At 33.2% G+C, this 26,446-nt stretch carries 30 protein-coding genes, 2 tRNA genes and 1 pseudogene; 24 read left to right on the top strand and 9 right to left on the bottom strand.

Annotated features, from left to right (window positions below; all coding sequences use genetic code 11):
• The first annotated feature begins 23 nt into the window (after window positions 1-23).
• From CL818_RS05835 to arsM, 4 genes are all read left to right on the top strand, one after another.
• Window positions 24-515 carry a rhodanese-like domain-containing protein gene (locus CL818_RS05835; protein WP_286972210.1) on the top strand — a complete coding sequence of 164 codons (492 nt, stop codon included), beginning with the start codon at window positions 24-26 and terminating at the stop codon, window positions 513-515.
• A gap of 48 nt (window positions 516-563) precedes the next feature.
• Window positions 564-1,202: a TIGR04282 family arsenosugar biosynthesis glycosyltransferase gene (locus CL818_RS05830; RefSeq protein WP_286972209.1), complete on the top strand. Its 639-nt coding sequence runs from the start codon at window positions 564-566 to the stop codon at window positions 1,200-1,202.
• A gap of 3 nt (window positions 1,203-1,205) precedes the next feature.
• Window positions 1,206-2,018, top strand: a complete 813-nt coding sequence (locus tag CL818_RS05825) for a purine-nucleoside phosphorylase (protein ID WP_272972624.1) — start codon at window positions 1,206-1,208, stop codon at window positions 2,016-2,018.
• A gap of 125 nt (window positions 2,019-2,143) precedes the next feature.
• Window positions 2,144-3,112 carry an arsenosugar biosynthesis arsenite methyltransferase ArsM gene (arsM, locus tag CL818_RS05820; protein ID WP_272972625.1) on the top strand — a complete coding sequence of 323 codons (969 nt, stop codon included), beginning with the start codon at window positions 2,144-2,146 and terminating at the stop codon, window positions 3,110-3,112.
• A gap of 44 nt (window positions 3,113-3,156) precedes the next feature.
• On the opposite strand, the gene CL818_RS05815 is transcribed toward arsM, so the two are convergent.
• Window positions 3,157-3,897 (bottom strand): hypothetical protein, encoded by a 741-nt coding sequence (locus CL818_RS05815; RefSeq protein WP_272972626.1) that lies wholly within the window; start codon window positions 3,895-3,897, stop codon window positions 3,157-3,159.
• A 123-nt stretch (window positions 3,898-4,020) separates the two neighbouring features.
• On the opposite strand from CL818_RS05815, the gene CL818_RS05810 reads away from it, so the two are divergent.
• The 4 genes from CL818_RS05810 (at window position 4,021) to CL818_RS05795 (ending at window position 7,273) form a co-directional block, all read left to right on the top strand.
• A complete protein-coding gene (locus CL818_RS05810) occupies window positions 4,021-4,914 on the top strand; it encodes a sterol desaturase family protein (protein WP_272972627.1) in 894 nt (297 codons plus the stop codon).
• Entirely contained in the window at window positions 4,911-5,699 is a 789-nt protein-coding gene (locus CL818_RS05805) for a DUF547 domain-containing protein (protein WP_272972628.1), read from the top strand. Before CL818_RS05810 ends, CL818_RS05805 begins: the two co-directional genes overlap by 4 nt.
• Window positions 5,700-5,797: 98 nt before the next feature.
• Window positions 5,798-6,577 (top strand): TIGR04283 family arsenosugar biosynthesis glycosyltransferase, encoded by a 780-nt coding sequence (locus CL818_RS05800; protein WP_272972629.1) that lies wholly within the window; start codon window positions 5,798-5,800, stop codon window positions 6,575-6,577.
• Window positions 6,578-6,694: 117 nt separating this feature from the next.
• A complete protein-coding gene (locus CL818_RS05795; protein ID WP_272972630.1) occupies window positions 6,695-7,273 on the top strand; it encodes a PhnA domain-containing protein in 579 nt (192 codons plus the stop codon).
• Here the strand turns inward: CL818_RS05795 and CL818_RS05790 are convergent.
• The 3 genes from CL818_RS05790 to CL818_RS05780 all read right to left on the bottom strand — a co-directional run bounded on the left by CL818_RS05790 (window position 7,248) and on the right by CL818_RS05780 (window position 10,418).
• The gene (locus CL818_RS05790) at window positions 7,248-7,757 is read right to left on the bottom strand and encodes a hypothetical protein (protein ID WP_272972631.1); all 510 of its coding nucleotides are present in this window, start codon (window positions 7,755-7,757) and stop codon (window positions 7,248-7,250) included. The genes CL818_RS05795 and CL818_RS05790 overlap by 26 nt on opposite strands.
• A gap of 56 nt (window positions 7,758-7,813) precedes the next feature.
• The gene (locus CL818_RS05785; protein ID WP_013186761.1) at window positions 7,814-8,899 is read right to left on the bottom strand and encodes a zinc metalloprotease; all 1,086 of its coding nucleotides are present in this window, start codon (window positions 8,897-8,899) and stop codon (window positions 7,814-7,816) included.
• Between the two features lie 130 nt (window positions 8,900-9,029).
• On the bottom strand, window positions 9,030-10,418 hold the full coding sequence (locus CL818_RS05780) for a dipeptidase (protein ID WP_272972632.1): 1,389 nt from the start codon (window positions 10,416-10,418) through the stop codon (window positions 9,030-9,032).
• 150 nt (window positions 10,419-10,568) lie between these two features.
• Here CL818_RS05780 and CL818_RS05775 point away from each other — a divergent pair.
• From CL818_RS05775 to CL818_RS05750, 7 genes and pseudogenes are all read left to right on the top strand, one after another.
• Window positions 10,569-10,650 (top strand) — tRNA-Leu (locus CL818_RS05775).
• Between the two features lie 153 nt (window positions 10,651-10,803).
• On the top strand, window positions 10,804-12,243 hold the full coding sequence (locus CL818_RS05770; protein WP_286972204.1) for a pyridoxal phosphate-dependent decarboxylase family protein: 1,440 nt from the start codon (window positions 10,804-10,806) through the stop codon (window positions 12,241-12,243).
• The gene (locus CL818_RS05765) at window positions 12,236-12,913 is read left to right on the top strand and encodes a glycerophosphodiester phosphodiesterase (RefSeq protein WP_286972202.1); all 678 of its coding nucleotides are present in this window, start codon (window positions 12,236-12,238) and stop codon (window positions 12,911-12,913) included. Before CL818_RS05770 ends, CL818_RS05765 begins: the two co-directional genes overlap by 8 nt.
• Before the next feature lie 47 nt (window positions 12,914-12,960).
• Complete coding sequence (locus tag CL818_RS05760) at window positions 12,961-14,181, top strand: BaiN/RdsA family NAD(P)/FAD-dependent oxidoreductase (RefSeq protein WP_286972199.1); 1,221 nt, start codon at window positions 12,961-12,963, stop codon at window positions 14,179-14,181.
• The gene (locus CL818_RS13545; RefSeq protein ID WP_353743981.1) at window positions 14,178-14,711 is read left to right on the top strand and encodes a DUF1697 domain-containing protein; all 534 of its coding nucleotides are present in this window, start codon (window positions 14,178-14,180) and stop codon (window positions 14,709-14,711) included. Before CL818_RS05760 ends, CL818_RS13545 begins: the two co-directional genes overlap by 4 nt.
• Before the next feature lie 96 nt (window positions 14,712-14,807).
• Window positions 14,808-15,125 (top strand): thioredoxin, encoded by a 318-nt coding sequence (trxA, locus tag CL818_RS05755; protein ID WP_013186755.1) that lies wholly within the window; start codon window positions 14,808-14,810, stop codon window positions 15,123-15,125.
• A 241-nt stretch (window positions 15,126-15,366) separates the two neighbouring features.
• A pseudogene (locus CL818_RS05750) lies at window positions 15,367-16,296 on the top strand (DUF58 domain-containing protein).
• Window positions 16,297-16,428: 132 nt separating this feature from the next.
• Here CL818_RS05750 and CL818_RS05745 read toward each other — a convergent pair.
• Window positions 16,429-16,502, bottom strand: a tRNA-Asp gene (locus CL818_RS05745).
• 218 nt (window positions 16,503-16,720) lie between these two features.
• Here CL818_RS05745 and CL818_RS05740 point away from each other — a divergent pair.
• A complete protein-coding gene (locus CL818_RS05740; protein ID WP_013186753.1) occupies window positions 16,721-17,278 on the top strand; it encodes a nitroreductase family protein in 558 nt (185 codons plus the stop codon).
• A gap of 87 nt (window positions 17,279-17,365) precedes the next feature.
• The gene (locus tag CL818_RS05735) at window positions 17,366-17,836 is read left to right on the top strand and encodes a hypothetical protein (protein ID WP_272972637.1); all 471 of its coding nucleotides are present in this window, start codon (window positions 17,366-17,368) and stop codon (window positions 17,834-17,836) included.
• 1 nt (window position 17,837) lies between these two features.
• Here the strand turns inward: CL818_RS05735 and CL818_RS05730 are convergent, their stop codons facing one another.
• Together CL818_RS05730 and CL818_RS05725 are read right to left on the bottom strand one after the other, a co-directional pair.
• Entirely contained in the window at window positions 17,838-18,953 is a 1,116-nt protein-coding gene (locus CL818_RS05730; RefSeq protein WP_286972196.1) for a glycosyltransferase, read from the bottom strand.
• Complete coding sequence (locus CL818_RS05725; RefSeq protein WP_286972194.1) at window positions 18,946-19,881, bottom strand: hypothetical protein; 936 nt, start codon at window positions 19,879-19,881, stop codon at window positions 18,946-18,948. Before CL818_RS05725 ends, CL818_RS05730 begins: the two co-directional genes overlap by 8 nt.
• A gap of 29 nt (window positions 19,882-19,910) precedes the next feature.
• Here CL818_RS05725 and ruvC point away from each other — a divergent pair, with 29 nt between their 5' ends.
• Window positions 19,911-20,465 carry a crossover junction endodeoxyribonuclease RuvC gene (gene ruvC / locus CL818_RS05720; protein ID WP_013186749.1) on the top strand — a complete coding sequence of 185 codons (555 nt, stop codon included), beginning with the start codon at window positions 19,911-19,913 and terminating at the stop codon, window positions 20,463-20,465.
• 48 nt (window positions 20,466-20,513) lie between these two features.
• Window positions 20,514-21,644 (top strand): radical SAM family heme chaperone HemW, encoded by a 1,131-nt coding sequence (hemW, locus tag CL818_RS05715; protein WP_272972642.1) that lies wholly within the window; start codon window positions 20,514-20,516, stop codon window positions 21,642-21,644.
• A gap of 6 nt (window positions 21,645-21,650) precedes the next feature.
• Here the strand turns inward: hemW and CL818_RS05710 are convergent, their stop codons facing one another.
• Together CL818_RS05710 and CL818_RS05705 are read right to left on the bottom strand one after the other, a co-directional pair.
• Entirely contained in the window at window positions 21,651-22,361 is a 711-nt protein-coding gene (locus tag CL818_RS05710) for a LytR/AlgR family response regulator transcription factor (protein WP_272972643.1), read from the bottom strand.
• Window positions 22,354-23,469: a sensor histidine kinase gene (locus CL818_RS05705; protein ID WP_286972191.1), complete on the bottom strand. Its 1,116-nt coding sequence runs from the start codon at window positions 23,467-23,469 to the stop codon at window positions 22,354-22,356. Before CL818_RS05705 ends, CL818_RS05710 begins: the two co-directional genes overlap by 8 nt.
• Window positions 23,470-23,617: 148 nt before the next feature.
• Between CL818_RS05705 and CL818_RS05700 the strand changes: the two genes are divergently transcribed.
• The 5 genes from CL818_RS05700 to CL818_RS05680 all read left to right on the top strand — a co-directional run bounded on the left by CL818_RS05700 (window position 23,618) and on the right by CL818_RS05680 (window position 26,392).
• A complete protein-coding gene (locus tag CL818_RS05700) occupies window positions 23,618-23,962 on the top strand; it encodes a MotA/TolQ/ExbB proton channel family protein (protein ID WP_013186745.1) in 345 nt (114 codons plus the stop codon).
• Between the two features lie 96 nt (window positions 23,963-24,058).
• Window positions 24,059-24,805, top strand: coding sequence for a cyclase family protein (locus CL818_RS05695; protein ID WP_013186744.1), 747 nt, complete (start codon window positions 24,059-24,061; stop codon window positions 24,803-24,805).
• A 125-nt stretch (window positions 24,806-24,930) separates the two neighbouring features.
• Window positions 24,931-25,548: a DUF4230 domain-containing protein gene (locus CL818_RS05690; protein ID WP_013186743.1), complete on the top strand. Its 618-nt coding sequence runs from the start codon at window positions 24,931-24,933 to the stop codon at window positions 25,546-25,548.
• Complete coding sequence (locus CL818_RS05685) at window positions 25,548-26,015, top strand: hypothetical protein (RefSeq protein ID WP_272972645.1); 468 nt, start codon at window positions 25,548-25,550, stop codon at window positions 26,013-26,015. Before CL818_RS05690 ends, CL818_RS05685 begins: the two co-directional genes overlap by 1 nt.
• Window positions 26,016-26,017: 2 nt before the next feature.
• Window positions 26,018-26,392: an MmcQ/YjbR family DNA-binding protein gene (locus CL818_RS05680; RefSeq protein ID WP_272972646.1), complete on the top strand. Its 375-nt coding sequence runs from the start codon at window positions 26,018-26,020 to the stop codon at window positions 26,390-26,392.
• The last annotated feature ends 54 nt before the right edge of the window (window positions 26,393-26,446 follow it).

Here is a 26,446-nt window from a genome sequence, read left to right as displayed (position 1 = left end):
TTAGTCTGGTATTTTCTAAAATTATGAAAACTCTTATTCTGGTTTCGCTATTATTTTTTTCTGCTGGCTCAATGTTGGCCCAAAAAAATATAGATGCACTTTTGGAGCAATATAATACACGTAGTATTCCATACATTTCTGTGCAAGAACTTAAAATGGATGAGGATACTTATACTATTCTCGATACAAGAAAAAAACAGGAGTTTTTAGTTAGCCATTTACCAAATGCCGTTTGGGTTGGTGAACAGCCAAACGACTCTATTTTAAATACATTATCTATTTCAAAATCTAAACCTATTGTAGTGTATTGCTCTGTTGGTATTAGGAGTGAGACTTTTGGCGAAAAGCTAAGCAATAAAGGCTATACCAATATACAGAATTTATATGGTAGTATTTTTGCCTGGAAAGATGCTGGCTTTACAGTAGTTGATAGTTTAAGCAAGAAAACAAATAAGGTTCATGTATTTTCTAAAGTATGGGGAAAGTATTTAAAAACTGGAGATAAAGTATATTAAACATAAATAAGTTATTTATAAAAATAGCGCTTACAAGATTACACACTAATGACCAATACTAAATCTGAAAACCTTCTCTTAATATTTACTAGAAATCCTGAGTTGGGCAAATGTAAAACCCGTTTAGCCAAAACTGTTGGAGATGAGTCTGCCCTCAAAATTTACAAATTCTTATTAGATCATACAGTTTCAATAACTAAACAGTTAGATGTAAATAAAGCTGTATATTATTCTGTAAAAGTGAGAGAAAATGATATTTGGGATGAAACTATATACACCAAGTACCAACAAGAAGGTGAAGACCTAGGTATACGTATGCAACATGCATTTGAACAAGGTTTTAAAGATGGCTATAAAAACATTATCATTATAGGAAGTGATATGTATGATATGAGTCAAGAAGATTTAGAAGAGGCGTTTTCTGCATTAAAAAACCATGATGCGGTTGTAGGACCTGCAGAAGATGGTGGATATTATTTATTAGGAATGCGTAGCTTGCAAACTAAAGTCTTCACTAACAAAACTTGGGGTACAGATACTGTGCTGGCAAACACTTTAAAAGATTTAGAAGACACCAATGTAAAAGTATTAGCAGAACGAAATGATGTAGATTACTTTAGTGACATTAAACATGTAGACGCGTTTCAGCAATTTTTACCAAATTATTTAGACAAAGATTTTCAATAGACTATGAAAGCATATATAGAAGAAACTTCAGAATATTTAAAAAGTAAAGGATTTACTGCTCCAGATGTGGGTATCATTCTAGGAACTGGTTTAAGTAAAATATTAGACCATATAGACATACAGCACGAAGTTAGTTATAACCATATTCCTAACTTTCCAACTGCTACTGTTGAGTTTCATAAAGGCAAACTTATTTACGGCACTTTAGAAGGTAAGAATGTAATTGTAATGCAAGGTCGTTTTCATTTATATGAAGGTTACACATTAACAGATGTAACCTATCCTGTTCGTGTTATGCACGAGTTGGGCATTAAACACCTATTGGTAAGTAATGCCTCTGGCGCTATAAACACCAGTTTTAAGAAAGGTGAGATGATGTTGATAGATGATCATATAAACCTACAAGGTGGCTCTCCTCTTGCTTTTAAAGGTGTAGAAAAAATGGGAGAACGTTTTGTAGATATGAGCGCTCCTTATGACAAAACCATGAGTGCAACAATCGAGAAAATTGCGGCATCTAAAGATATTAATTTACATAAAGGCGTTTACGCTTCTGTATTCGGACCTCAGCTAGAAACTAGAGCAGAATACCGTTACTTAAAGATTATCGGTGCAGATGCAGTAGGAATGAGCACTGTTCCAGAAATTATAGTGGCAAACCACCTAAACTTACCAGTCGCAGCCGTTTCTGTATTAACAGACGAGTGTGACCCAGACAATTTAAAACCTGTAGATATTTCAGAAATCATAGCGATGGCAGAAAAAGCAGAACCACATATGATCACATTATTTACAGAATTAATTAAGACATTATAAGCGTATGGCGTGCCCTAAAGGTCAGGCTTTCGGCAGTCGCTTTTTGCAAAAAAGCAAAAGAGCTTCAACAAAGCCTCAATCCTTCACGCATTAGTCAAACTACAATTTAAAACAAGGTTACAACTATGAGTTATTTAGATACCACACATGATGTTTACAAGGAAGCAGCAATAACACCAGATGTAGGATTATGTTGTACTACAAATCCTATTTGGGAATTACCAGGTTTAAAAATTCCAAAAATCATGCAGGAGATGAACTACGGCTGCGGAAGTACTGTTCACGCTCGCGATTTGTCTAATAACCCTAAAATGCTTTACGTAGGTGTTGGTGGCGGTATGGAGTTATTACAATTCTCATATTTTAACCGTCAAAAAAATGGTGTCGTTGGTATTGATGTTGTTGATGAAATGCTTGAAGCTTCTCGCAAAAACTTTAAGATTGCCGAAGAACAGAACGATTGGTTTAAAAGTGAGTTTGTAGACCTTAAAAAAGGAGATGCGCTAAACTTACCAGTTGAGGACAACAGTATAGATGTGGCTGCACAAAATTGCTTATTCAATATTTTTAAGGCCGAAGATTTAACACGTGCCATTAAAGAAATGTACCGTGTATTAAAACCACATGGCAAACTTGTAATGAGTGATCCTACTTGCGAGCAAGACATGAATGAAACTCTACGTAATGACGAACGTCTTAGAGCTTTATGCCTTAGTGGTAGTTTACCAATAAAAGAATACGTAAAAGCTTTAACAGATGTAGGTTTTGGCACAATCGAAATTAGAGCAAGAAAACCATACCGCATCTTAAATCCTGGCGCATACCCTACAGACGAGTTAATTTACATAGAGTCTATTGAAGTTGCAGCAATTAAAGACCCAATGCCAGAAGATGGTCCTTGTGTATTTACAGGTAAAGCAGCCATTTACTACGGTAAAGACGATTATTTTGATGACAAAAAAGGCCATATTTTATTAAAAAATCAGCCGTTAGCAATTTGCGACAAAACAGCTGCTGCATTAAAAGCTTTAGGCAGAGATGACATTTACTTTAGCGAGTCTACCTATCATTATGATGGTGGCGGTTGTTGCTAAGTATTATAATTTTTTAAAAAAGAGTCTCTGTAATGAGGCTCTTTTTAGTTTCCAAAAGATTTAAATACGGCAAATTTATCTATTAGATAAAATTTAATTCCAGAGTCGTTTTCTTCAGAAATTAAGTTTCTCAAATATTGTTCTTCTGCCACATATACAAAGAATGAGGTTGCCTTTGCTTTATCAATTTTAAATTTAGACATCATAAAGAGTAAATACTTTTTCTCAAGGTATTCTACATCGGCAGCAACTCTCTCAAAAGCTACCAATTTCTTTAATTTTTTAGTTTTTCCATTTATAGCATTTAGTATAGGGTCTATTTGCAAAGAGCCGCCTAGTAAGCCTAAAAGATGTATTGGTTTAAAATCGCCTGCAGTTAACAACCGTCTTTCAAAAACTGTAGGTTGCATAATACCAGGTTTACTAATTCCTAAAGACACTGCATTTAAATCTTTCCTATGCGCTAAAACAACCTCATCTAACATATTTATACCTTGTAAAATGTTAATCTCTAACCATTCTTTTTCTATAACCTCTTTTGTTATAATCTGTGTCTTTACAAGTTCATTGGAGTATATGTATTGTAAAGTGTCATTAAGCGCTACAGAAATCTCAAAGAAACCATTGGTGTCAGAATAAACTGTAGTAAAGTTTGCTGTGCTGTTTATAATTTTACAGTTAGCAAGTGGTTCATTATTATGATAAATCAACCCCTTTTTGGAAATTTGGTTTTGCCCAACTATGGTCGTTGTGAGAAATAAAAAGAATAGTGTAAAAAGTTTCAATACAAATGTGGTTGTTATTTAAATACGATATTAAAACCATAGCGTTTCAATATCTAACTATTAATAAATCGTATTTACAATTGAAATGATTTAGGTAAGATTTCGACTACTTTTGCAAGGCTTATGAATGATATTTTACAGACCATACAAGACTCCTATTCGGGATATTGGAACTATCTCCTCTCAGAAATCACGAGTTACAATAAATGGGATAACTATTTTTATGGATTAATAATAGTCTCTTTAGTGGTTTGGGGTTTAGAAGTTTTATTTCCTTGGCGTAAGAACCAAAAAATATTCAGAAAAGACTTCTGGCTAGATACATTTTATATGTTCTTTAATTTCTTTTTATTGAATTTAATTGTGTTCATCGCACTTTCCAACACTGTAGCGTTACTTTTTGATAATTTCTTAAGTCTCTTTGGAGTTAGTTTGGAAAGCGCACAGTTATTTGATGTGGATGCGCTTCCTTATGGCGTAGGATTACTTATTTTCTTTTTAATTTCAGATTTCACACAATGGAATGTGCACCGCCTTTTACACCGAGTTCCTTTTCTATGGAATTTTCATAAACTACACCATTCTGTAAAAGAAATGGGCTTTGCTGCTCATTTACGCTACCATTGGATGGAACCTGTAGTTTATAAATCTGCACTGTATATTCCTATTGCTTTAATTGGTGGTTTTGATGCTGCAGATGTTGCCATTGTGCACTTCTTTGCACTTTCAGTTGGCCATTTAAATCACGCAAATCTTGGTTGGGACTATGGCCCTTTAAAATATATTTTTAATAATCCTAAGATGCACATATGGCATCATGCTAAAGTTTTGCCAAAACATGTAAAGTATGGTGTTAATTACGGACTTACTCTTAGTATATGGGATTACCTTTTTGGTACCAACCATATTCCAGAAGACGGTCGTGATATTGAATTAGGTTTTGATGGTGATGAGCGTTTTCCTAAAGATTTTATTAAACAGGAATTTTATCCTTTAACCAAAACACAAACCAAATGAAGTTAATATTCAAATTCTTAATAATAGCCATAACAGTATCTGGATTGCAAAGTTGCGCACTAATTGGTGCTGCAGGTTTAACAAGCCAAGGACAACCAACTAAGAAGGTAGATGGAGATTTAATGTCTACCACTGCAAATTCTCAAGTAAATGTAGACCACAGCGAATGGGATGCCCTTTTAAAGAAATACGTAAACAAAGCAGGTTTTGTAGACTATAAAGGTTTTAAAAACGACAGAGCTGCCTTAGACAGTTATTTAAACACACTCCAATCTTACAAACCTAACAGCAATTGGTCTGTACAAGAACTACTTGCCTATTACATAAATACTTATAATGCCTATACGGTTGATTTAATTTTGAGAAATTATCCAACAAATAGTATACAAGATATAAATGGTGCTTTTACCAATGCATTTATTCCAATTGATGGGAGTATGCTATCCTTGGGATCTCTTGAAAACGGTGTGTTAAGAAAAATGAATGAGCCTAGAATTCATTTTGCTATTAACTGTGCATCATATTCTTGCCCAAAACTTTTAGATGAAGCATATACTGCTGGAAAAATAAACGAACAGTTAGACTTGGTAACTAATGAATTTATAAATTCAGATAAAAATGAGATTTCAGAGAATGCTCCAAAGCTATCTAAGATTTTCAGCTTTTACACCAAAGATTTCGAACCAAACTTGGCAGAATATATTAATAAGTATAGTGATACCAAGATAAATCCTAATGCAGAGATTACGTTTAAGGAATACAATTGGGATCTTAACGAGCAATAAGCACCTTATTTTAAAATAATTACAAGCCCACTCGGAAACAAGTGGGTTTTTTTAGGTTTTAAAAAACTTTCAAGGTATACTTTCCGTAAGTTTGGTATATGCTTAGTATTATTATTCCAGCGTTAAACGAGGCTGATAACATTACAAATTTACTTCAACATTTAGTTGATAGCTCTACCGCAACTAATATCACAGATATTTCTGTAATAGATGGTGGCAGTACAGATGGCACCCAAGAAGCTGTTTCTAATTTTTTTGCTGATGGCTATAAGATTCAACTTATACCATCTGAAAAAGGGAGAGCTAAACAAATGAATACAGGCGCTAAAAACTCAAAAGGAGACGTACTTTATTTCTTACACGCAGACTCATTTCCTCCTAAGCATTTTGACACTTACATAATAGAGGAAATACAGAAAGACAATCTTGCTGGTTGTTTTAGAATGCAGTTTGATAACAACCATTGGTGGTTACGTTTAGCAAGTTGGCTAACGCAATTTAGCTGGCGTGCGTGTCGTGGCGGAGATCAAAGTCAATTTATAACAAGAGCTTTATTTAATGAAATTGGAGGTTTTGATGAATCTTTTATCATCTATGAAGACAATATTTTAATTAATGAATTATATGAGCGCAAAGAGTTTGTTGTCATTAATAAAAAGTTACAATCGTCTGCCAGGTTATATGAAGAACGTGGTGTTTGGTATGTACAATATCACTTCTGGACTATATATGTAAAAAAATGGCTAGGAGCAGATGCTAATGAGCTGTTTTCATATTATTGTAAACATATACGCAGGAAAAATCAAACCGCAATAGCAAAACCACCTGTTAAATCTCCAAAGATTACAGAACCTATAAAGGTGTATTCTGATAAATAATTTTAGAGCTGTTAGACTATAGTTCTCTAAAATTAAACCTCTCTTGAATTTTATATCGTTTCGAAATCACATTGATTAATGAGGTTGGGTTACCTTTGCACCATAAATAAACAAAAAATGAGTGTAGAAAGAGTATTACAGCAGCGCAGCAATAACCAATGTGAACTTTGTGGTTCTTCAGAAAAGTTAGGCGTTTATAATGTACCGTCATCTCCTAAAGATGGTGAAGAAGCTGCTATTTTGATTTGTAATACCTGTAACTCTCAAATAGAAAACCCAGACCAAAGAGATCCTAACCATTGGCGCTGTCTTAACGACTCTATGTGGAGTACCGTTCCTGCAGTACAAGTTATGGCTTACAGAATGTTACAACGACTTAAGGCAGAAGGTTGGCCACAAGATTTAATAGATATGATGTATATGGAGGAAGATCAATTAGCTTGGGCAAAAGCTGAAGGTGATGGTGTAGACACTAGCAATCAACTTGTACATAGGGATAGTAATGGTGTAGTATTACAAGCAGGCGATAGTGTTGTACTTATTAAAGATTTAAAGGTAAAAGGAAGTAGTCTTGTAGCCAAACAAGGTGCTGCAGTAAGGCGAATTTCTTTAGACCACGAAAATGAAAAGTATATTGAAGGCAAGGTTGACGGCCAACAGATAGTAATTATCACAGATTATGTAAAGAAGATTTAACAACCGTATTAGTTTCAGACAACCTGATTAAATACGCTTTTAAAACTTCTGGTTTTTGAGTTCCTATTACAAACTGTTTCTTGTTAATCAAAGTAACTAGTAGCCCTTTTGATCCCTTAATATTATAAACTGTTCCATATTTTGTGGCTAGTCTTATGCCCCAACCTCCTACAAAGCCGTAATCTATAACTTTAATAGTTTTAATTTCACTCCAAGTGTACTTACGAGATACCAAAGGTTTGAAACTAAATGAAATCTCTTCAGAATTTATCTTTGTTTTTAAAATAAATGCTTTTAAAAGCAAACCTAAGCCTCCTAATAAAACTACGATTAAGATTAACACCCAAGTAGGTGCTGGCTTATCTCCAAAAGGCGTATTAAAAACTTCTTGTTGAATTATAGCATAGCCAAAAACAACAGAAATAACTAATAGTAAAATCCAAAGCCACCATTGGTTAAAATTTTGATGTTCGTTAAAAACCATAATAAAATAAAAAACCGCTTAATCTCTTAAGCGGTTTAAGTTATATAAATTTTAAATTAATTTACAAACGTAGCTCTAGGACCACCACTAGCAAATAATGCTCTCATACGTTCTTTTTGACCTTGTGAAAACATATACATACAATCATCATTAACATAATCCATATAGTTCATAGTCATGTCATTAGACCTACAGTTAACAGTAGGGTATGAAGGGCAACCGTAGTTAGGTGCATCAGACGATGGTGTATCTGCAACAAAATCATCTTGTCTACATCTACCATCTCCCCAAATGTGTCTTAAGTTTAACCAATGACCAACTTCATGAGTAGCTGTTCTACCACCATCAAATGGAGAAGAAACAAAACCTGTAGTACCAAAATACTGTGGTGAAACTACAACACCATCTGTATTAGAGTTTCCTCCTGGAAATTGAGCATAACCTAATATTCCTCCACCTATATTACAAACCCAAATATTTAAAGCAGCATTTGGTGTAACAGCATCTGATCCTCCATTAGAAGCATATTTCATAGCATCATTAGTTCCCCAAGATGTTCTTGTGGATGCTACACGTATAACTTGACTTAATGAAAAGTTGATGTTTGAATCTGCCACTAAACCAGCAAATTCTGAAGGCACTTGACTTACGTCTCCATTTGTTGCTCTAAAGTCTTCATTTAAAACAGCAATTTGAGAGTCTATTTGCTGTGCGCTTATATTTTCATTAGCATTATTATAAATAACGTGAACTATAACAGGAATATTTAGTGTCCCTAAGTTATCTTCAGTTGGAGTAGAACCTCCACCATCAGTTCCGCCATTACCGTTTCCGTTTCCATTACCATTTCCTCCACCTGGTTTCTTAGCATTTCTAAGTCTTGTAAACTGCTCTATGGCAAGCATTTTATTATAAAGCGAAGGATTTTCTTTTATTTGTCTTTCTAATACTTCCATCGACTTACATTTTCTAGAGTTCTCTGGTGCATCATAAGCTAAACTTTTATCGCTAGAAGTTGAAAAATCTGAAAGGTCTATAGTTTCAGAAGCAATATTTACTTCATCAGATTGCTGCTCGATAGTATCATTTTCACAGGACACTAAAGCTACACCTAAAGCTAATAGGCAAAATAATTTTTTCATAATAATAAAGGGTTTATTGGTTTGAAAAACGAATGTATTATAAAATACAGTGCAAAAACAATAATCCCGCAAAAATTTACTTTTTTTGCGGGATTATTATCAATTATTAGGTGTTTAGTGTGATATATTGCTATTTCTTTATTTTAGTAAAGAAGTGGTAAAACCAAGGAATAGTTTCAATACCTTTAAAATAATTCCAAACACCAAAATGTTCATTTGGAGAGTGTATGGCATCACTATCTAAACCAAAGCCCATTAAAATTGTCTTACTTTTTAATTCTCTTTCAAAAAGTGATACAATAGGAATACTACCACCACTACGTTGAGGTATAGGCGTTTTCCCGAATGTCTTTTCATAAGCTTTACTTGCAGCTTTATACCCATCACTATCTATTGGCGTAACATATGCTTGACCGCCATGATGAGGCTTAACCTCTACTCTTACACCTTTAGGCGCAAGCTTTTCGAAATGTAGTTTAAACAATGCTGTAATTTCCTGCCAATCTTGATCTGGTACTAAACGCATTGATATTTTCGCAAAAGCTTTACTAGGTATAACCGTTTTTGCTCCTTCTCCTATATAACCACCCCAAATCCCATTAACATCTAGCGTTGGTCGTATAGAATTACGCTCATTAGTGGAGAATCCTTTTTCACCATATACAGCATCTATATCTAAAGCGCTTTTATAGTTTTCTAATGAAAATGGAGCTTCAGCCATTTTTTCACGCTCTTCTACACTTAATTCTTCTACTTTATCATAAAAACCTTCAACAGTGATATGGTTATCATCATCATGTAACGAAGCTATCATCTTCGTTAAGATATTTATAGGATTTGCTACTGCACCGCCATATAAACCACTATGTAAATCTCTATTTGGTCCTGTAACCTCTACCTCAACATAACTTAAACCTCTTAATCCTGTAGTAATGCTTGGCACGTCTTTAGCAATCATTCCCGTATCACTAATTAAAATAACATCATTAGCAAGTTTTTCGCGATTACGCTCTAAAAACCACCCTAAGCTTTCACTACCAACTTCCTCTTCACCTTCAATCATAAACTTAACGTTACACGGCAGCTCATCATTTTTAGTCATGTACTCTAAAGCTTTCACGTGCATATACATTTGGCCTTTATCATCACAAGATCCTCTTGCATAAATAGCACCATCTGGATGCAACTCTGTTTTTTTAATAACAGGCTCAAACGGCGGACTGTCCCATAAATTTACAGGATCTGGCGGTTGCACATCGTAATGACCGTACACAAGTACAGTTGGCAACGATTTATCTTTAATTTTTTCTCCATATACAATAGGATAACCTGGCGTTTCACAAATTTCGACGATATCACATCCTGCTTCTTCTAACCGTTGTTTTACAACATCTGCAGTTTTTATAACATCTGCCTTATATGCTTTATCTGCGCTTATAGATGGAATTTTAAGTAAGTCTACAAGCTCTTGTAGCATACGATCCTTATGTTCTTCTAGGTATTTTTGTATTGTTGCCATAGCATTTTTTTGATGTCTTGTAAAAATACGAAAATCAGTCTCAAATTTCTTATAAAAATTAGGTTTCAATTATAAGAAAATATTTATCTTTGCATTCCTTTTTAGAGGAAGCCTCAATTTATCGAGGAAGTTTTCTAAATAAAATCGCTCGCGGGCGTGGTGGAATTGGTAGACACGCCAGACTTAGGATCTGGTGCCGCAAGGTGTGGAGGTTCGAGTCCTCTCGCCCGCACAAAGAGCTTTAAAATTTATTTTAAAGCTCTTTTTTTTATTAATTATTGAAGCACGTCTTTATTAGACGCCTTAGCAAAACACTGAAAGCTTCAGAATGTATCGAAATAGGTTTTCGGTAGATTCTGAAGCTTTTTTTATATAATTTTAAGTGATGACAACAAACGCCCATAAATTAGAACTTACCAAAGAAGAAATGAGAACACTTGGCTATAAAGCTATAGATGAACTCGTGGAACATTTTGATACTCAAAACTCAAAATTACCAGTAGCCGAAGGCTCAAGAGAAGATATGGACAAGTTGTTTCTTGAAGATGCTCCAGAAGAACCAACAGATGCTATGAGCGTACTTAATTTTGTGGTAGACAAGGTGATGTCTAACAGTAACATTGTTTCGCATCCAAAATCATACTCTTTTGTTCCAGGACCAAGTAACTATGTAAGCACAATAGCAGATACTTTAGCAACAGGATTTAATGTGTTTTCTGGTGGTTGGGTAGCTTCTCCTGCCGCAGCAGAGTTAGAGATTGTAACAATTAACTGGCTCTTAAAACTGTTTGGGTTTCCCTCTAAACGTGGTGGCGGTATCTTTACTAGTGGCGGCTCTATGGCAAATCTAACAGCAATTGTTACAGCAAGACGTATTAAATGTGGTGAAGACTTTAGTAAAGCTGTTCTTTACCTTAGCGATCAAGCACACTCCTCAAACATTAAAGCTATTACCATTTTAGGGTTTAGAAGAGATCAAATTAGGATCATCCCAACAGATTTAGAGTTTAAAATGTCTCTTAACAAGTTACAGAATGCTATAGCAAAAGATCGTTTACAAGGCTTACAGCCGTTTTGTATTGTAGCATCTTCTGGAACAACCAATACAGGAACTGTAGATCCATTATTAGAACTTTCTAAAATCTGCAAGAAAGAAAAACTCTGGTTTCATATTGATGGTGCCTATGGCGGTGCAGCAATTTTAGCTAAAAATGGAAAGCANTTGTTNAAAGGAATTGATAAAGCCGATTCCCTAACTGTNGATCCTCACAAATGGTTTTACCAACCTTATGAAATGGGCTGNCTATTAGTAAGAAACAGCAAGTGGTTAAAACATACATTTACAGAAAAACCTGAATATTTAAAAGATGTTGAAGGCAATGATAGTGAAATAAATTTTTACGATCATGGCGTACAACTTACAAGAAGGTTTAGAGCATTAAAATTATATATGTCTGTTAAGACATTTGGGCTAAAAGCTTTTAGAAAAGCAATAGATTATAACTTAAANCTTGCAGAGCAAACAGAGGCTATTTTACGCAAGAGTTCTAAATGGGAAGTAGTATCACCCGCTACACTAGCTGTAATTAATTTTAGATACAACTCAATTAAACTAAACCTTAATGAGGAAGAATTAGATGAGTTAAACCAAAAAATTAGCGAAAAGATAATGGCTTCAAGAGAGGCGCTTCTTGTAACGACAATTCTTCAAAATCAAATAGTGTTGCGCATGTGCTTAATAAACCCGAGAACAACTCTAGAAGATGTAAAAGGGACAATAAATCTGTGTGAGAAATTTGCAGAAGATATACTCAAAAATGCATAAGCCTCTTTGCATAGGGCATCGTGGCGCTAANAGTCATATTTACGAAAACACANTGCCTTCTNTNCAGAAAGCTTTTCAACTTGGNNCAAACGGNGTAGAAATAGATGTACATTGTTGCAAAACTGGAGAAGTTATAGTGTTTCANGACTTAGATTTAAANCGTTGTTTTAAAGACTCTAGGCTTATAGAAAATCTCACTTATAATGAATTNCGGNCTTTAAGACTAGAAGGTGAATTTATAATTCCTACACTTAACGANGTACTTGAGATTATCCCTAAAAACGCATATCTAAACATTGAGTTGAAAGGCAGGAAAACAGCATTACCGGTTTTTGAACTTCTTAAANCACATACCGCCTTAAACACTAACATTATAATTTCAAGTTTTTACAAACAAGAATTAAAATCATATAGAANATTAGATGCTAATGCAAAACTTGGTNTACTTACTAATTTTAATTTTCAAGAAGCNTTATANTTTTCAGAAACAATAAATGCCTATTCATTTCATCCACATTATAGTTTGTTAAATGAAGATTCTGTTCAATTAATAAAACAAAGAGGCTTAAAAATTTTCACTTGGACGGTAAANACTAATTCTCTTATAAAAACACTTAGCCATCTTCAGGTAGACGCCATCATAACAGATGATCCCTTACTATTTAATTAAGGCTTGCCAACATACATTTACAACTCCTTAATCACTATTTTTACCCTATGAACGTTTATGATGTATTAATAATTGGTGGTGGCGCAGCTGGATTTTTTACCGCTGTAAATACTGCTGAAAAATTACCAAATGCTAAAATTGCAATACTTGAACGCGGTAAAGAAGTTTTAACCAAGGTGAAAATTTCTGGTGGTGGTCGTTGTAACGTAACCCACGCAGAATTTATCCCTAAAGAACTGTCTAAAAACTACCCAAGAGGCGAAAAGGAATTGCTTGGCCCTTTTCATAGATTTATGACAGGAGACACAATGGCGTGGTTTGAAGAACGTGGTGTTGAATTAAAAATTGAAGACGACGGCAGAATTTTTCCTGTTAGCAATGATTCTCAAACAATAATAAATTGCTTCTTAGATCAAGCTGAAGAATTGGGTATTGATATAAAATTAAAAGAATCTGTTACAGATATTTCACCTCANAACGAAAGCTGGATTGTTAATACTACAAATAATACCTATACAACAAANCATTTAGTTGTTTCGACAGGCAGTAATCCAAAAATGTGGAAGACACTCACTAAATTAAATTACACAGTTAAANCTGCCGTACCATCATTATTTACATTCAANATAAAAGATTANAGNATNAAAGATTTAATGGGCTTAGCTACAGAGGCATCTGTAAAAGTTTTAGACACTAATAACCTTGAAGCTTCTGGCCCGTTATTAATAACGCATTGGGGTATGAGTGGTCCAGCGATTCTTAAATTATCTGCTTGGGGAGCAAGGATCCTTAACGATAAGAATTATCAATTTAAAATAGCTGTAAACTGGCGTACACATTNTTCCACAGAAGAAACATTTCAAGAATTAAATGTATTAAAACAAAATAATTCAAAAAAGTCTCCATACACTCACGCTCAGTTTGAGTTNCCAAAACGTTTATGGCACAAACTCTTAGAANCCTCAAATATATCTGAAAACCAAAACTGGGCAGATCTAAATAACTTACAGCTTCAAAACTTAGCCGAGGAACTAACAAATGGCGTTTATAAAGTTAACGGAAANAGCACCTTTAAAGAAGAGTTTGTCACTGCTGGNGGNATTANTTTAAAAGATATTAACTTTAAGACTTTTGAAAGTAAGCTTCACAAAAATCTATATTTTTCAGGTGAAGTTTTAAACATTGACGCCATTACAGGAGGTTTTAATTTTCAAAATGCGTGGACTGGCGGTTATTTAATTGCAGAAGATATTTTCAAGAAATCATGAATACATATATAGCACTCTTAAGAGGTATTAATGTAGGNGGACACAAAAAAATACTCATGGCAGANTTAAGGCTGCTATTTGAAAGTTTAGAATTTAAAAACGTAAAAACATACATTCAAAGCGGCAATATTCTTTTTAAANCACCNATTGANAATAANNNCCTNCAGGAACTCATAAAGNAAGCTATAAAAAATAAATACGGTTGGGACATACCAGTAATTATATTAACTCCCAATAAACTTGACAAGCTAGTTAAAAGCTCTCCCTTTACGAATGAACAGTTAGAGAAAAGTTATTTTTGTTTTTATCAGAGTAAGCCTAAAAGCGAGAATGTCACTTCCTTAAATAAGCAACAATTTATCGATGAACATTTTGTAGCAACCTCAACTTGTGTTTATATAGTTTACGAAAAAGGAGCNGGACGCGCAAAACTTACAACNAACAAAATGGAGAGTACTCTAAATGTAAGTATTACAGCAAGAAATTATAAAACTGTTTCAAAATTAATCACATTGAGTAAAACATTATAAGCCAGACGTATTGCTCCATAACTAAAACTGATTTTTACACTGTAAGCTTTGGAAAAATATTTGACTACTTTTGTATAACAATTAAAACAAAAAATTATGGCACTCGAAATAACAGATGCAAACTTTGAAGACACAGTATTAAAAAGTGACAAGCCAGTAATGGTAGACTTTTGGGCTGCTTGGTGTGGACCATGTCGTATGGTAGGACCAATTATAGATGATATTAGTAAAGACTACGAAGGTAAAGCTGTAGTAGGAAAATTAGATGTAGATGCAAATCAAGAATTTGCTGCTAAATATGGAGTTCGTAATATTCCAACTGTATTGGTTTTCCAAAATGGTGAAGTAGTAGGTCGTCAAGTTGGTGTAGCTCCAAAAAACACTTATGCTGAAGCATTAGATGCATTATTATAATCTAATCTTCATATTTTAAAAAAAAGGTTTAGCGTTTGCTAAACCTTTTTTTTGTTTTTATATCTAAATACTAAATTGATATCACAGGTTCTTTACTCACCTTCCAAATGTGTATCTTTAATTCTTAATAGCATTTATTTTGTTTTCAAAAAAAACATTAAAACTATCGCTAGACTTGACTTTTACAGAAAATAAACAAACTTCATAATGGCTCACGCGTGAGCTTTAATTTAAAATTTGAATGAATCTTCAAGACCAAGTAAATAAAACAAGTGGTTTTACAAATTTAGAACTCTTAGCAAAGCAGGTTGTCGAAGGCTTTATTAGTGGTATGCATAAAAGTCCGTTTCACGGTTTTTCTGCAGAATTTGCCGAACATAAAGTGTATAATAATGGTGAAAGNACAAAACATATAGACTGGAAATTATTTGCCAAAACAGACAAGCTTTATACAAAGCGGTATGAAGAGGAAACTAACCTTCGTTGTCATATAATTTTAGACAATTCTGCATCTATGCATTATCCAAAAGTCAAAACNCAGACTTTAGACAGCTTAAATAAAATTGGNTTTTCGGTATTGGCAAGTGCTTGTTTAATGACAATTTTNAAAAAACAAAGAGACGCNGTAGGATTAAGTATTTATAGTAACACATATGAATATTATGCNCCAGAAAAAGGAAGTGATCGTCACCAAGCAATGTTGCTAGATCAGCTAGAAAAAACAGTGANNACTAATCCACAAGAAGAGGATACTGAGACATACAAATATTTGCATCAAATTGCAGAAAATATTCATCGTCGCTCTATGATTTTCTTATTTACAGATATGTTTCAAAGCAATGAGGATGAANAAAAGTTATTTGATGCATTACGACATTTAAAGCATAACAAACACGANGTCATCTTATTTCANACNTATGATTCTGAAAAAGAANTCAANTTNAANTTTGANAATCGTCCAAAACGCTATGTAGATGTTGAAACAGGAGAGCATATTAATTTATATGCTGATAGTATTAAAGACAATTACAATGAAGCAATTTCTAAATATTTCAAAAACTTAAGGTTAAAGTGTATTCAATATCAGATTAANTATGTAACCGCAGANACGACTAAAGACTTTAATCGAATCTTAACCACNTANCTTGTAGAACGCCAAAANTTTATTTAATCAAAAAAAGCCCATCCTAAAGGATAAGCTTCTCATTGGCTCTACTACAAGCCTAGCTGAACANGTTCAGCTCACAACACTGTAAATATATAAAAAAAGCTTCAACAAATGTTGAAGCTTTTTGCTAATTTGCGGTCTGGACGAGACTCGAACTCGCGACCCCCTGCGTGACAGGCAGGTATTCTAACCAACTGAACTACCAGACCGTTTGCTTGTTAGCGAGGGCAAATATACATGTCTTTTTCTTTCCCACAAACATTATTTTTAAATTTTTTGTTTTTTTTCAAGTTATTAAAATTCTGAAAATAGAAAATACACTTTAAACACTTGATAATTAACCTCTGAAACCCCTCATTTGAATCTAAACAAAATTTCAATATTTTTTGTTCAAGCATATTTTAAATTAATACCTTTAAAATAAAAAATGCTTTTCAATATAATTAAAAATAGACGTTCTGTATTTCCCCAACAATATAACACCAAGCCAATTGCTAGAGACACTATACTTCAAGTTTTAGAAGCAGCAAACTGGGCTCCTACTCACAAGAAAACTGAACCTTGGCGTTTTAAAATTTTTCAAGATGATGCAAAATTAAGATTAGGGGATTTTCTTGCTAGTACCTATTTGAAAGAAATAGAAAAACCTTCTGAGTTCAAAGCAAAGAAAATTTCTCAAAAATTTAAATCCTCTCATACAGTGATTGCAATTTGCATGCAGAGAGATCTGAACGAACGTGTTCCTGAATGGGAAGAGGTTGCCGCTACGGCTATGGCAGTCCAAAACATGTGGTTAATGTGCACAGAGCTTGGAATAGGTTGTTATTGGAGCTCTCCTAGCTTAATTAAGTACACTAATGATTTCTTAAACTTAGAAAAAGGAGAAGCTTGTTTAGGTTTTCTATATATGGGGTATTATGATGAGCCTATTGAAAAAGGCTACAGAGAACCTATTGAAAACAAAGTAAAATGGTTTTCAAAATAAAATATATACACTAAAATCTAAGCGGTGTATTAATTATATGATTCTAAGTGCCTTATTAATACTTTATCAATTTGTATTTTTGAAGCCATGAGAGTCTCGTCGTTATTTTTTCTACTTATAATTTGCTCTGGATGCAATGGCTTTGAGCTAAATAAAATTTCATCAAAAGATGTTGTTGAGGAGGAAATTCATCAAATAAATTGGTCTAAAGTAGATAGCTACCCAACATTTGATCTCTGTGAAAGTTTATCTGAAAGAGAAAAAATAAAAGCATGTTTTGAAGAAACCATAGCTCTTCATTTTTATGAGCAGTTGTCTACCTTTCACCCGTTAGAACGTAATACAAATAATGATACAATAACATTAAATCTGAAAATTAACGATAAAGGATTAGTTAAACTACAAAAAATTTGTGGTTATAACCTCTTAAACAAAGACACTCTAGAAATCTGGTGCACTAATGCTATTAATACACTGCCTAAAATTTATCCTGCACAAAAAAGAGGAGTTCCTGTTGGTGTAACTTTTGACCTTCCTATTATAATAGTCTCTAATTAAATTATTTTTCGAAGGCTCTATCTTTCCAAGAAAAACCTCCGAACATTGAGCGTATGGCTATATACACATTGGCAAAAGGATATGCTAAACTCTGTTTTAAGATATTGAAATAATTAAGCTTGTAAATAAAAAATTTGGCTCCAAAAGCCATAATCATAAGATCAATTAAAAATTTCGAGCTAATAGCTATTAATAAAGGGGTACTCAATTTTAATATAAGAATACTGTAACCTAAAAGTATAAGCACAAGTAAATTCATACTAAAAATTAGAACTCCACTAATCTTTAGCAAAACATTCTTAGATGCACTTGTTTTAGATGCCCAGCGTATTCGTTGCGAGATTAAGTTGTTAAGGTTTTTTTGAGGCTTAGTTAATACAATTGCACTTTTAGATTTAAGATATTGAACACTCAAGTTATATTTAATAAATTTTTCAAATAAAAACATATCGTCTCCACTGGCAATTTGTTCATTACCTATAAATCCTTTTACATGAAAAAAATCAGATTTTTGGTAAGCCAAATTAGCACCATTATTCATAATAGGTTTACCAACACCAAATGATCCCATTGTAACAGTCTGCAAGCACAAGGTTTCAAGACATTCTAAAGTTTTTTTATGTCCATTTGTTATAAAGACTGGCATAACTACCATATTAGGCGTTTTGGTTATGATAAAAGCATTTAGTGTCTTTAGCCATAACCTTGGTACTGCACAATCTGCATCTGTGGTTACTATCCAATTATTATTCGATTTGTTTATTCCTTTTAAAAGTGCTTCTTTCTTAGGTGATTTTGTTGTTCCATAAGAGTGCATCAGCTTAATTTCTAAATTAGTTGTGTGAGTAAACGACTTAACTAAAGAGACAGAGCCATCTTCAGATGAATCATTGATAAGTATGATTTCAAAGTGTGACCTTGGATAATCTAAATTTTCAAATGAGGTTAGCAATTCATTTAAATGCTCGACTTCATTTCTAAAAGGAACTATTATAGAAAATTTAGTAAAATGAGAAGTGTTTGTGGCTTTAAACTCAGGTAACCTTAAGGCACCAACAAGAAAAAGACCAAGCAGCAATACATAGCAACAAGTAACTATTAGTACAATGCTAAACATCCTGCACTAGTTTTGTGGTTAACCTATCATGAGTCTTTAATTTCAGAAAATATATACTTCCTACACCTGCTGGAAACACAAAATTTAGCATCCACATTAACAATGTTGCACAAAATATAGGCATAGCACTTACACCAAATAACGAAAATAATGTTATGGCAATACTCCCTTTTAATGCTGCATCAAAGAGGTTAAGAATTGGTATTACTGAAGCAATTAAATACGTTGCAGAAATTACCGACATCCCTAAAACATACCCTATTTGAATATTAAAAATTAGCAATATGAAATAAAATTGATGTGCAAATACAAGATACCTAAGTATAGATAATTTAAGAACTTGAGTAATCAAAATAACATCTAGTTTAAATCGATTAATTAGCTTTCTCACTATTAAAATTATAGATGCTATTAATAGCGTTACACCAAAGATTATGAGAATTGCTTTATCAGGATATTGCGACAAAGCAATACTAATACACCCAATTACACCAAAAAAACCAGTAACTGCCAATTGCATAAAATGCCCTAAGCCGTTTTGTTTAATTATGGCACTTCTCATAAATTTTGGAAAATACACGGCTTTTACACCGTATTCTCCAGTCCTAAAAGGTGTGATTATAGCCAATACGTGAGCAGATAAGCATTGTTTAAATGCATCTTTGAGAGTTATTTTAGAAAATGGATAAACTAATCTTTTCCATTTTTTTAATTCAAGAAACCAATTTAATAGTGTGAAACTCACCAAAACAATCATCACTTTAAGCGTGAATATTTTACTGTTTATAAGAAACTGCAGCCAATTTTCAATTTTAAACTCCGTTTCGTCTAGTAATCGCTTGTAAATAAATATGCACACGCAAATCACCACTGCTACTTTAAAGAAAGCAGTTAAGAATTGTGTAAGTTTGTGAGGCAACTTCGGCATATCCAAAAGTAACGTTTTACACTAAAGTTTTGAGCAAAGAACGCATCATATTAGGCATAGATCCAGGTACCACAATTATGGGTTTTGGAGTAATTAAAGTGGTAAATAAAAAAATGGAGTGTCTTCAGTTAAATGAACTTCAGCTTAAAAAATATACAGATCCTTATATTAAACTTAAACTTATTTTTGAACGTACAATTGAGTTGATAGACACGTTTAATCCAGATGAAATAGCTATTGAAGCGCCATTTTTTGGAAAGAATGTACAGAGTATGCTTAAACTTGGTCGTGCCCAAGGCGTAGCTATGGCTGCAGGATTAAGCAGAGAAGTTCCTGTAACAGAGTATTTGCCAAAAAAAATAAAGATGGCAATAACAGGAAACGGAAATGCCAGTAAAGAACAGGTTGCCAAAATGCTACAAAGTGTTTTAAAACTTAAGACCTTACCTAAAAACCTAGACAGTACAGATGGCCTTGCAGCAGCAGTTTGCCATTTTTATAACACTGGCCGTATTGAAGTTGGTAAAAGTTACTCTGGCTGGGATGCCTTTGTAAAACAGAATGAAAAGCGAATTGTAAAATAACATCTGAGTTTACATAAAATAGCTAACTAATAACATTAATTACTTTCATTGTCTAGCATATATATACATATTCCATTCTGCAAACAAGCCTGTCATTACTGCGACTTTCATTTTTCTACCTCATTAAAGAAAAAAGATGAGCTTGTAAATGCTCTTAAAACAGAATTATCACTTCGTAAAGTTGAGCTTACCAATACTGTGGAGTGTATATATTTTGGCGGTGGCACACCTTCTCTACTTTCCGCTGAAGAGTTAAATAGCCTTATTGAAACTGTTTATACTAATTACAACGTTTCTGAAACTCCTGAAATTACGCTTGAAGCAAATCCAGATGATTTAACCAAAGACAAAATTACAGAGTTAGGAAAATCTAAAATTAATAGGCTTAGTATTGGCATTCAATCTTTTTTTGAAGACGATTTAAAACTGATGAATCGTGCTCATAATGCTATAGAAACCTTACAATGTATAGAATTTTCAAAAACTGAATTTGATAACATCTCAATAGATCTCATTTATGGGATTCCAGGAATGACAACCCAGAAATGGAAAGAGAATCTCAACATTGCCCTACAACTTGATATACCACATATTTCTAGTTATGCGCTTACTGTTGAGCCCAATACTGCACTTAAACGCTATATAGAAAAAGGTGTTGTGCCTCCAGTTGATGATGATTTAGCAAAACAACATTTTGATATTCTTATTGAAACACTACAGCAAGCAGGCTACAGTAATTATGAGTTTTCAAACTTTGGAAAACAAGGATATCACTCTAAAAACAATACGGCATACTGGACAGGTAAATCTTATCTTGGCATAGGTCCTTCTGCACATAGCTATAATGGCAAACAACGAAGTTGGAATATAAATAACAATCCAAAATACATTAAAAGCATACAACAAGACATTATCCCTAACGAGGTTGAAACGTTATCTGTTACAGACAGGTACAATGAATATGTCATGACAGGCTTACGCACCATTTGGGGAATTTCACTTAGTAAAATTGAAAAGGAATTTGGCCTAAATTTTAAAACTTACGTATTGCAACAGGCCAAAAATTTTATAGAAGATCATCTTTTATTCTTAGACGGAGATACCATTGTTGTAACAAAAAAAGGTAAATTTTTAAGTGACGGAATTGCTTCAGAATTATTTATGCTGAATTTAAAATAGCACTTATTAATTCTGCAATCTTAACAATACCTCTTCTTTATAGCTTCTACTTATAGGAATCGCTTTATTTGGCACCTCAACATACTCATTTGTAAAAGATACTATACTTGAGATTGAAACGATAAAAGACCTATGTGTTCTTACAAACTGAAGCTTAGGCAACTTGGCTTCAAAGTTTGAAATTGTCTCTCTAGTAACTACTGTATCTGTATTAGTATGTATTTTTATATAGTCACTCAAACTTTCTACATAGCTAATATCATCAAAATTTACTTTAACCATTTTACGATCGGCTCTTACAAAAGTAAAATCTGAAGGTGTATCTGTTTTAACCCTAATTTCTTGTTCTGTTTCTTGTACAAACCCTGTTAATTTATCTGTAGCTTTTTTTAAGCGCTCAAAGGAAATTGGCTTTAAAAGGTAATCTACAGCCTGTAGCTCAAAGCCTTCAACAGCATATTCTCTATGTGCCGTTGTAAAAATTAATTTCACATCTTTATTTATGAGTTTCCCAAAAGATAAACCAGACACTTCGGGCATATTAATATCTAAAAAAACAACATCAATATGTTCTGCTTTTAAGACTGCCAAAGCATCGATAGCATTTTTACATTCTGCCTTAACTATTAGTTGTGGTAGCTTTTCTAAATGCGTTCGTATAATGTCTCTAGCAATAGGCTCATCATCTACTATTATAGCATTAAATGTTTTAGACATTGGTGTTTAATTTTAAGTTAACAGTATACCAGTTATTCACTAAGCTAGAGTTTAACTCATAATTATCTTGGTATAACAAATCTAATCGCTTTCTAATGGTTGGTAATCCTAAGCCATTACCGTTAGCTGGTGTTTTAGATTTTACTGTATTTTTTATCTCAAACTCAATGCTAGTTGTCTGCACATTTACTGTCATCTCTATCTGTAAGAAACCATTGAGGATTGCGCCATGCTTAAATGCATTTTCAACAAATGGTAAAAACAGCATAGGTGGTATTTCAAGATTAGGATTAAAGGTGTTGTAGTTTACCTTAGTTTTTAAGGTATCCTGAAAACGAATTTGCTCAAGACTAATATAATCTTCAATATGTATAATCTCTTGTTTTAAAGCTACCTTAGGTTGTTGTACTTGGTATAAAATATAATCTAGCAAATTAGATAGCTTCAGTATAACATCTGGAGTTTGTTCAGATTTCTTCAGTGAAAATCCATAAATGGTATTTAAAGAATTAAACAGAAAGTGAGGATGAATTTGCTTCTTTAAATAATGTAATTCTTGGTCTTTAATTTTTAGCTGTGCATCTAATATCTTATTCTCTAAGGCTTTATTTTTTGATAGCGTCTTAAAATTATAATTAAGTATACTTACAAAGCTTACAAGACCTACTATGAGGTATACTAAAATAAGTATAAACACAAAGTTTCTACTCATAGGCGGCATATCCACTACATTAAAATTAGACAAAAGCATAAAGCTGCCAAACATTGTAAGGACAACTATATAAGATGTAAAGATTAATGTGTAGGTAGAGTATAGTACAAATAACCCATAATTTCTAGTTAATAGATATTTAGGAATAAGGTAGTAAACAGTAGTATAGGTTGTTGCCATTGTTAAGGGTAACAAAATACTAGAAAACCAAGTAACGTAAAGTGAGTTTGATGAGTTGTAACTAAAGAAATACACAAAAAAGAACCAAACACCTATCCATAAAAGAATATGAGATGCTAAAAATTTAGTTTGATTGAATTTTAATATATCCACACTGCAAGATGCTAAAAATTGAGCAATACTTATAACTTTTGAGACGAATGACTGGTTTAACAAGGTTTTCAGTCATAACAAGTTTATTAATAAATAATTTATACAAGATGCTGTAAAAACCACTCATAAATTGGTTGTTGGTCGCAAATAAAAATAATGTAGCTTTATAGTGCCTAGTTTTGACACCTATTAATCATTAAAACACAGTATTATGCTTTTAGATCGTATTAACGAAGGTGGTCCTTTCTTCATGTGGCCAATAGTATTCATTTTCATAATTCTTGTAGCTCTATTTGTAAGGCAACTTGTTACAAAAGCAAACAAGGATCATACTATCACATTGCTTAGTAATATCTCATTATTTATTTTAGCTTGGGGAATTTTAGGTAGTGTTATTGGCCTCATACAAGCTTTTGATGCTATAGAAGGTGCTGGCAGTGTATCGCAAGGCGTAATGGCAGGCGGCTTAAAAATTGCTTTTCTTACAACCGTTTTCGGATTGTTTACTTTTATATTTGGAAGATTGTTTATCATTATACTAAACCTTAAGAAATAAGGTTAGGGTTAAAAATTTAATAAAGCTCGCTATTTCACATAGCGAGCTTATTTTATTTCATGTAACTTTAGCTGAACTCTAAAAAATATAATCGCTGTGCGGGCCACCATAAAACATAAAGAATCACTTTACACTGTCGATTTTAATGCACCTATAGATATTTCTTTGCCTCTTAAAGATGGTAATAACAATCCAGAAGCTTGGTATTTAAAAGCCCCAAAAATAGAGCCTGTTTCAGATAAAAAATGGGTTGGTAAAGTTTCTGAGGGCGCAGATGTAAACTTTAACAACATTTGGTTTAATCCTCACGCGCACGGAACACATACAGAATGTGTTGGCCATATTACAGAACAGTTTCATAGCATTAACAACAGCTTAAAAACATATATGTTTAAAGCTAAAGTAATTTCTATAGTTCCAGAACAACGTAACGAAGACTTTGTTTTGTCTAAGAAACAGATAAAAACATTTTTTAAACCACATCAAGCCGAAGCACTTATTATAAGAACGCTGCCCAATACCTCTAAAAAGAAAACACGCCAATACTCCAATACCAATTGGCCGTATCTCACAGAAAAAGCAGCAGCATATATTAGGCGTTGTGGTGTACAGCACTTGCTTATAGATTTACCAAGTGTGGATAAAGAAAAAGATGGTGGAGAGTTATTGGCACATCATGCATTCTGGAATTATCCTAATGACACAAGGTTTAATGCCACTATCACAGAACTAATCTATGTACCAAATGCTGTAAAAGATGGAGACTATATTCTTAATTTACAAATTGCCTCTTTTGAGAATGATGCCTCACCAAGCAAACCTGTTCTTTATAGAATTTTATAAAACAGACTATACCACAAACTCATCCTTTTAAATTTTTAGAGATAAGAAGTTATTTTTGCATCTCGTACCTGTTGAAGCTTATAGATACTGCCATGATATTTAAAAAACTACTAACTTTGTAGTCTATGGAGTTACTTTTCCTCGGTTTAGCTGGTGGCGCAATTGTCGCCTATTTTATTTTTAATGCATTTTCTAAACGCAATTCTCGTAAACGTACAGACACACAAAGCGTTGTACTTTTAGAGAAGATGAAGCGTGTTTGTAAATTGGTAACTGTAGAAGGTGATTTTGCCGAAATTTACCATTACAAAAGCCTAAAAGACAAATGGGTAGATTACTTTATTGGCAGAAAAAAAGCAATTATACTTATTAATGCAAAGGCACACGTTGGGTTCGATTTAAATAAGATTGAGCTTACAAGCGATCCAGAACAAAAACTGGTTAAAATTTCAAATTTTCCACAACCTGAAATTTTAACTATAGATAGTGATGTGAAATTTTACGACAAGCGTGAAGGTTGGGCAAACCCTTTTACAAGCCACGATCTTACAGAAATGAACCGCGAGGCCAAACAACATATAATTGATAAAGTTCCAGAAAGTGGATTGTTAGAGCAAGCCAAGAAAGAAGCCTTAAATAGCATCTTATTAATGGAAAGCTTAGCTGAAACTATAGGTTGGAAATTAGATTACTCTGCATTAGCTATAGATGGCGAAAAAGGAGACATTAAAAAACTACATTAATGAGCACCATTACACTTACTAAAGCAGAACGTATTTCAATTTATAGAAACAACTATTATAAAGTAGGCAAGCCATACCTTAAGATTATGAGACGTTTTGGTGGTCCCTTTATTATAGCACTAAGTTTGTACAATTACTATTTTGTAGAGTCTAGCTTCATACAATCGTTATCTGGTTTCACTTTAGTTTTCGGTATTTATTATACCTTAAAACCTATTATAATTCCGTTTTTAAAACCACGTATGTTTGAAGGGTACACCTTTCAATTTCAAATAACACCAGACAAAATTATTTTACAAGAAGATGATGCTGTTTCAGAATTAGAACACCAATTTTTTAAAAGTGTTCAGCAAAATGAAACACACTATGCATTAAGAACTTCTAAAAATGAAGTCTTGCATTTACCCAAAGCGCAAATTACATCACAAGAAGCCTCTCAATTAAATAACTTAATTACAACCAATTAGTTATGAATATTGAAGCGCTACAAAACTATTGTCTTTCTAAAAAAGGAACCACTGCAGAGTTTCCTTTTGATGAGCATACGCTTGTATTTAAAGTGATGAATAAAATGTTTGCGTTAGTAGGTTTAGAAAAATGGGAGTCTGGAAATCAATTTATAAATTTAAAGTGCGATCCAGACAAAGCTTTGGAATTGAGAGATGAGTTTCCTGATGATATTTACGGAGCTTACCATATGAGCAAAAAGCACTGGAACAGTGTAAATGTTAATAGCAATGTCCCTACAAAACGCCTCATTACTCTTATAGATTATAGTTACGATTTAGTTGTAGCCAACCTCACAAAAAAACAAAAAGAAACGCTTAACAATCTAGATTCTTAAAACCCTATTCAGCAGATTTAATTAGGTGAGTTTTGAGCTTTCAATTCCTTACTT

Origin of the sequence: Croceibacter sp. (genome assembly GCF_002716225.1) — a bacterium.
GTDB lineage: Bacteria > Bacteroidota > Bacteroidia > Flavobacteriales > Flavobacteriaceae > Croceibacter > Croceibacter atlanticus.
Note: the sequence above shows the minus strand (reverse complement) of the source record. Positions and strands in the feature narration are given on the sequence as shown.

Bases quoted from the DNA above. Each gene is read 5' to 3' on its own strand.
- CL818_RS05835 (WP_286972210.1), top strand. From the start codon at position 24: ATGAAAACTCTTATTCTGGTTTCGCTATTATTTTTTTCTGCTGGCTCA.
- CL818_RS05830 (WP_286972209.1), top strand. From the start codon at position 564: ATGACCAATACTAAATCTGAAAACCTTCTCTTAATATTTACTAGAAAT.
- CL818_RS05825 (WP_272972624.1), top strand. From the start codon at position 1,206: ATGAAAGCATATATAGAAGAAACTTCAGAATATTTAAAAAGTAAAGGA.
- arsM (WP_272972625.1), top strand. From the start codon at position 2,144: ATGAGTTATTTAGATACCACACATGATGTTTACAAGGAAGCAGCAATA.
- CL818_RS05810 (WP_272972627.1), top strand. From the start codon at position 4,021: ATGAATGATATTTTACAGACCATACAAGACTCCTATTCGGGATATTGG.
- CL818_RS05805 (WP_272972628.1), top strand. From the start codon at position 4,911: ATGAAGTTAATATTCAAATTCTTAATAATAGCCATAACAGTATCTGGA.
- CL818_RS05800 (WP_272972629.1), top strand. From the start codon at position 5,798: ATGCTTAGTATTATTATTCCAGCGTTAAACGAGGCTGATAACATTACA.
- CL818_RS05795 (WP_272972630.1), top strand. From the start codon at position 6,695: ATGAGTGTAGAAAGAGTATTACAGCAGCGCAGCAATAACCAATGTGAA.
- CL818_RS05790 (WP_272972631.1), bottom strand. From the start codon at position 7,757: ATGGTTTTTAACGAACATCAAAATTTTAACCAATGGTGGCTTTGGATT.
- CL818_RS05785 (WP_013186761.1), bottom strand. From the start codon at position 8,899: ATGAAAAAATTATTTTGCCTATTAGCTTTAGGTGTAGCTTTAGTGTCC.
- CL818_RS05780 (WP_272972632.1), bottom strand. From the start codon at position 10,418: ATGGCAACAATACAAAAATACCTAGAAGAACATAAGGATCGTATGCTA.
- trxA (WP_013186755.1), top strand. From the start codon at position 14,808: ATGGCACTCGAAATAACAGATGCAAACTTTGAAGACACAGTATTAAAA.
- CL818_RS05740 (WP_013186753.1), top strand. From the start codon at position 16,721: ATGCTTTTCAATATAATTAAAAATAGACGTTCTGTATTTCCCCAACAA.
- CL818_RS05735 (WP_272972637.1), top strand. From the start codon at position 17,366: ATGAGAGTCTCGTCGTTATTTTTTCTACTTATAATTTGCTCTGGATGC.
- CL818_RS05730 (WP_286972196.1), bottom strand. From the start codon at position 18,953: ATGTTTAGCATTGTACTAATAGTTACTTGTTGCTATGTATTGCTGCTT.
- CL818_RS05725 (WP_286972194.1), bottom strand. From the start codon at position 19,881: ATGCCGAAGTTGCCTCACAAACTTACACAATTCTTAACTGCTTTCTTT.
- CL818_RS05710 (WP_272972643.1), bottom strand. From the start codon at position 22,361: ATGTCTAAAACATTTAATGCTATAATAGTAGATGATGAGCCTATTGCT.
- CL818_RS05700 (WP_013186745.1), top strand. From the start codon at position 23,618: ATGCTTTTAGATCGTATTAACGAAGGTGGTCCTTTCTTCATGTGGCCA.
- CL818_RS05690 (WP_013186743.1), top strand. From the start codon at position 24,931: ATGGAGTTACTTTTCCTCGGTTTAGCTGGTGGCGCAATTGTCGCCTAT.
- CL818_RS05685 (WP_272972645.1), top strand. From the start codon at position 25,548: ATGAGCACCATTACACTTACTAAAGCAGAACGTATTTCAATTTATAGA.
- CL818_RS05680 (WP_272972646.1), top strand. From the start codon at position 26,018: ATGAATATTGAAGCGCTACAAAACTATTGTCTTTCTAAAAAAGGAACC.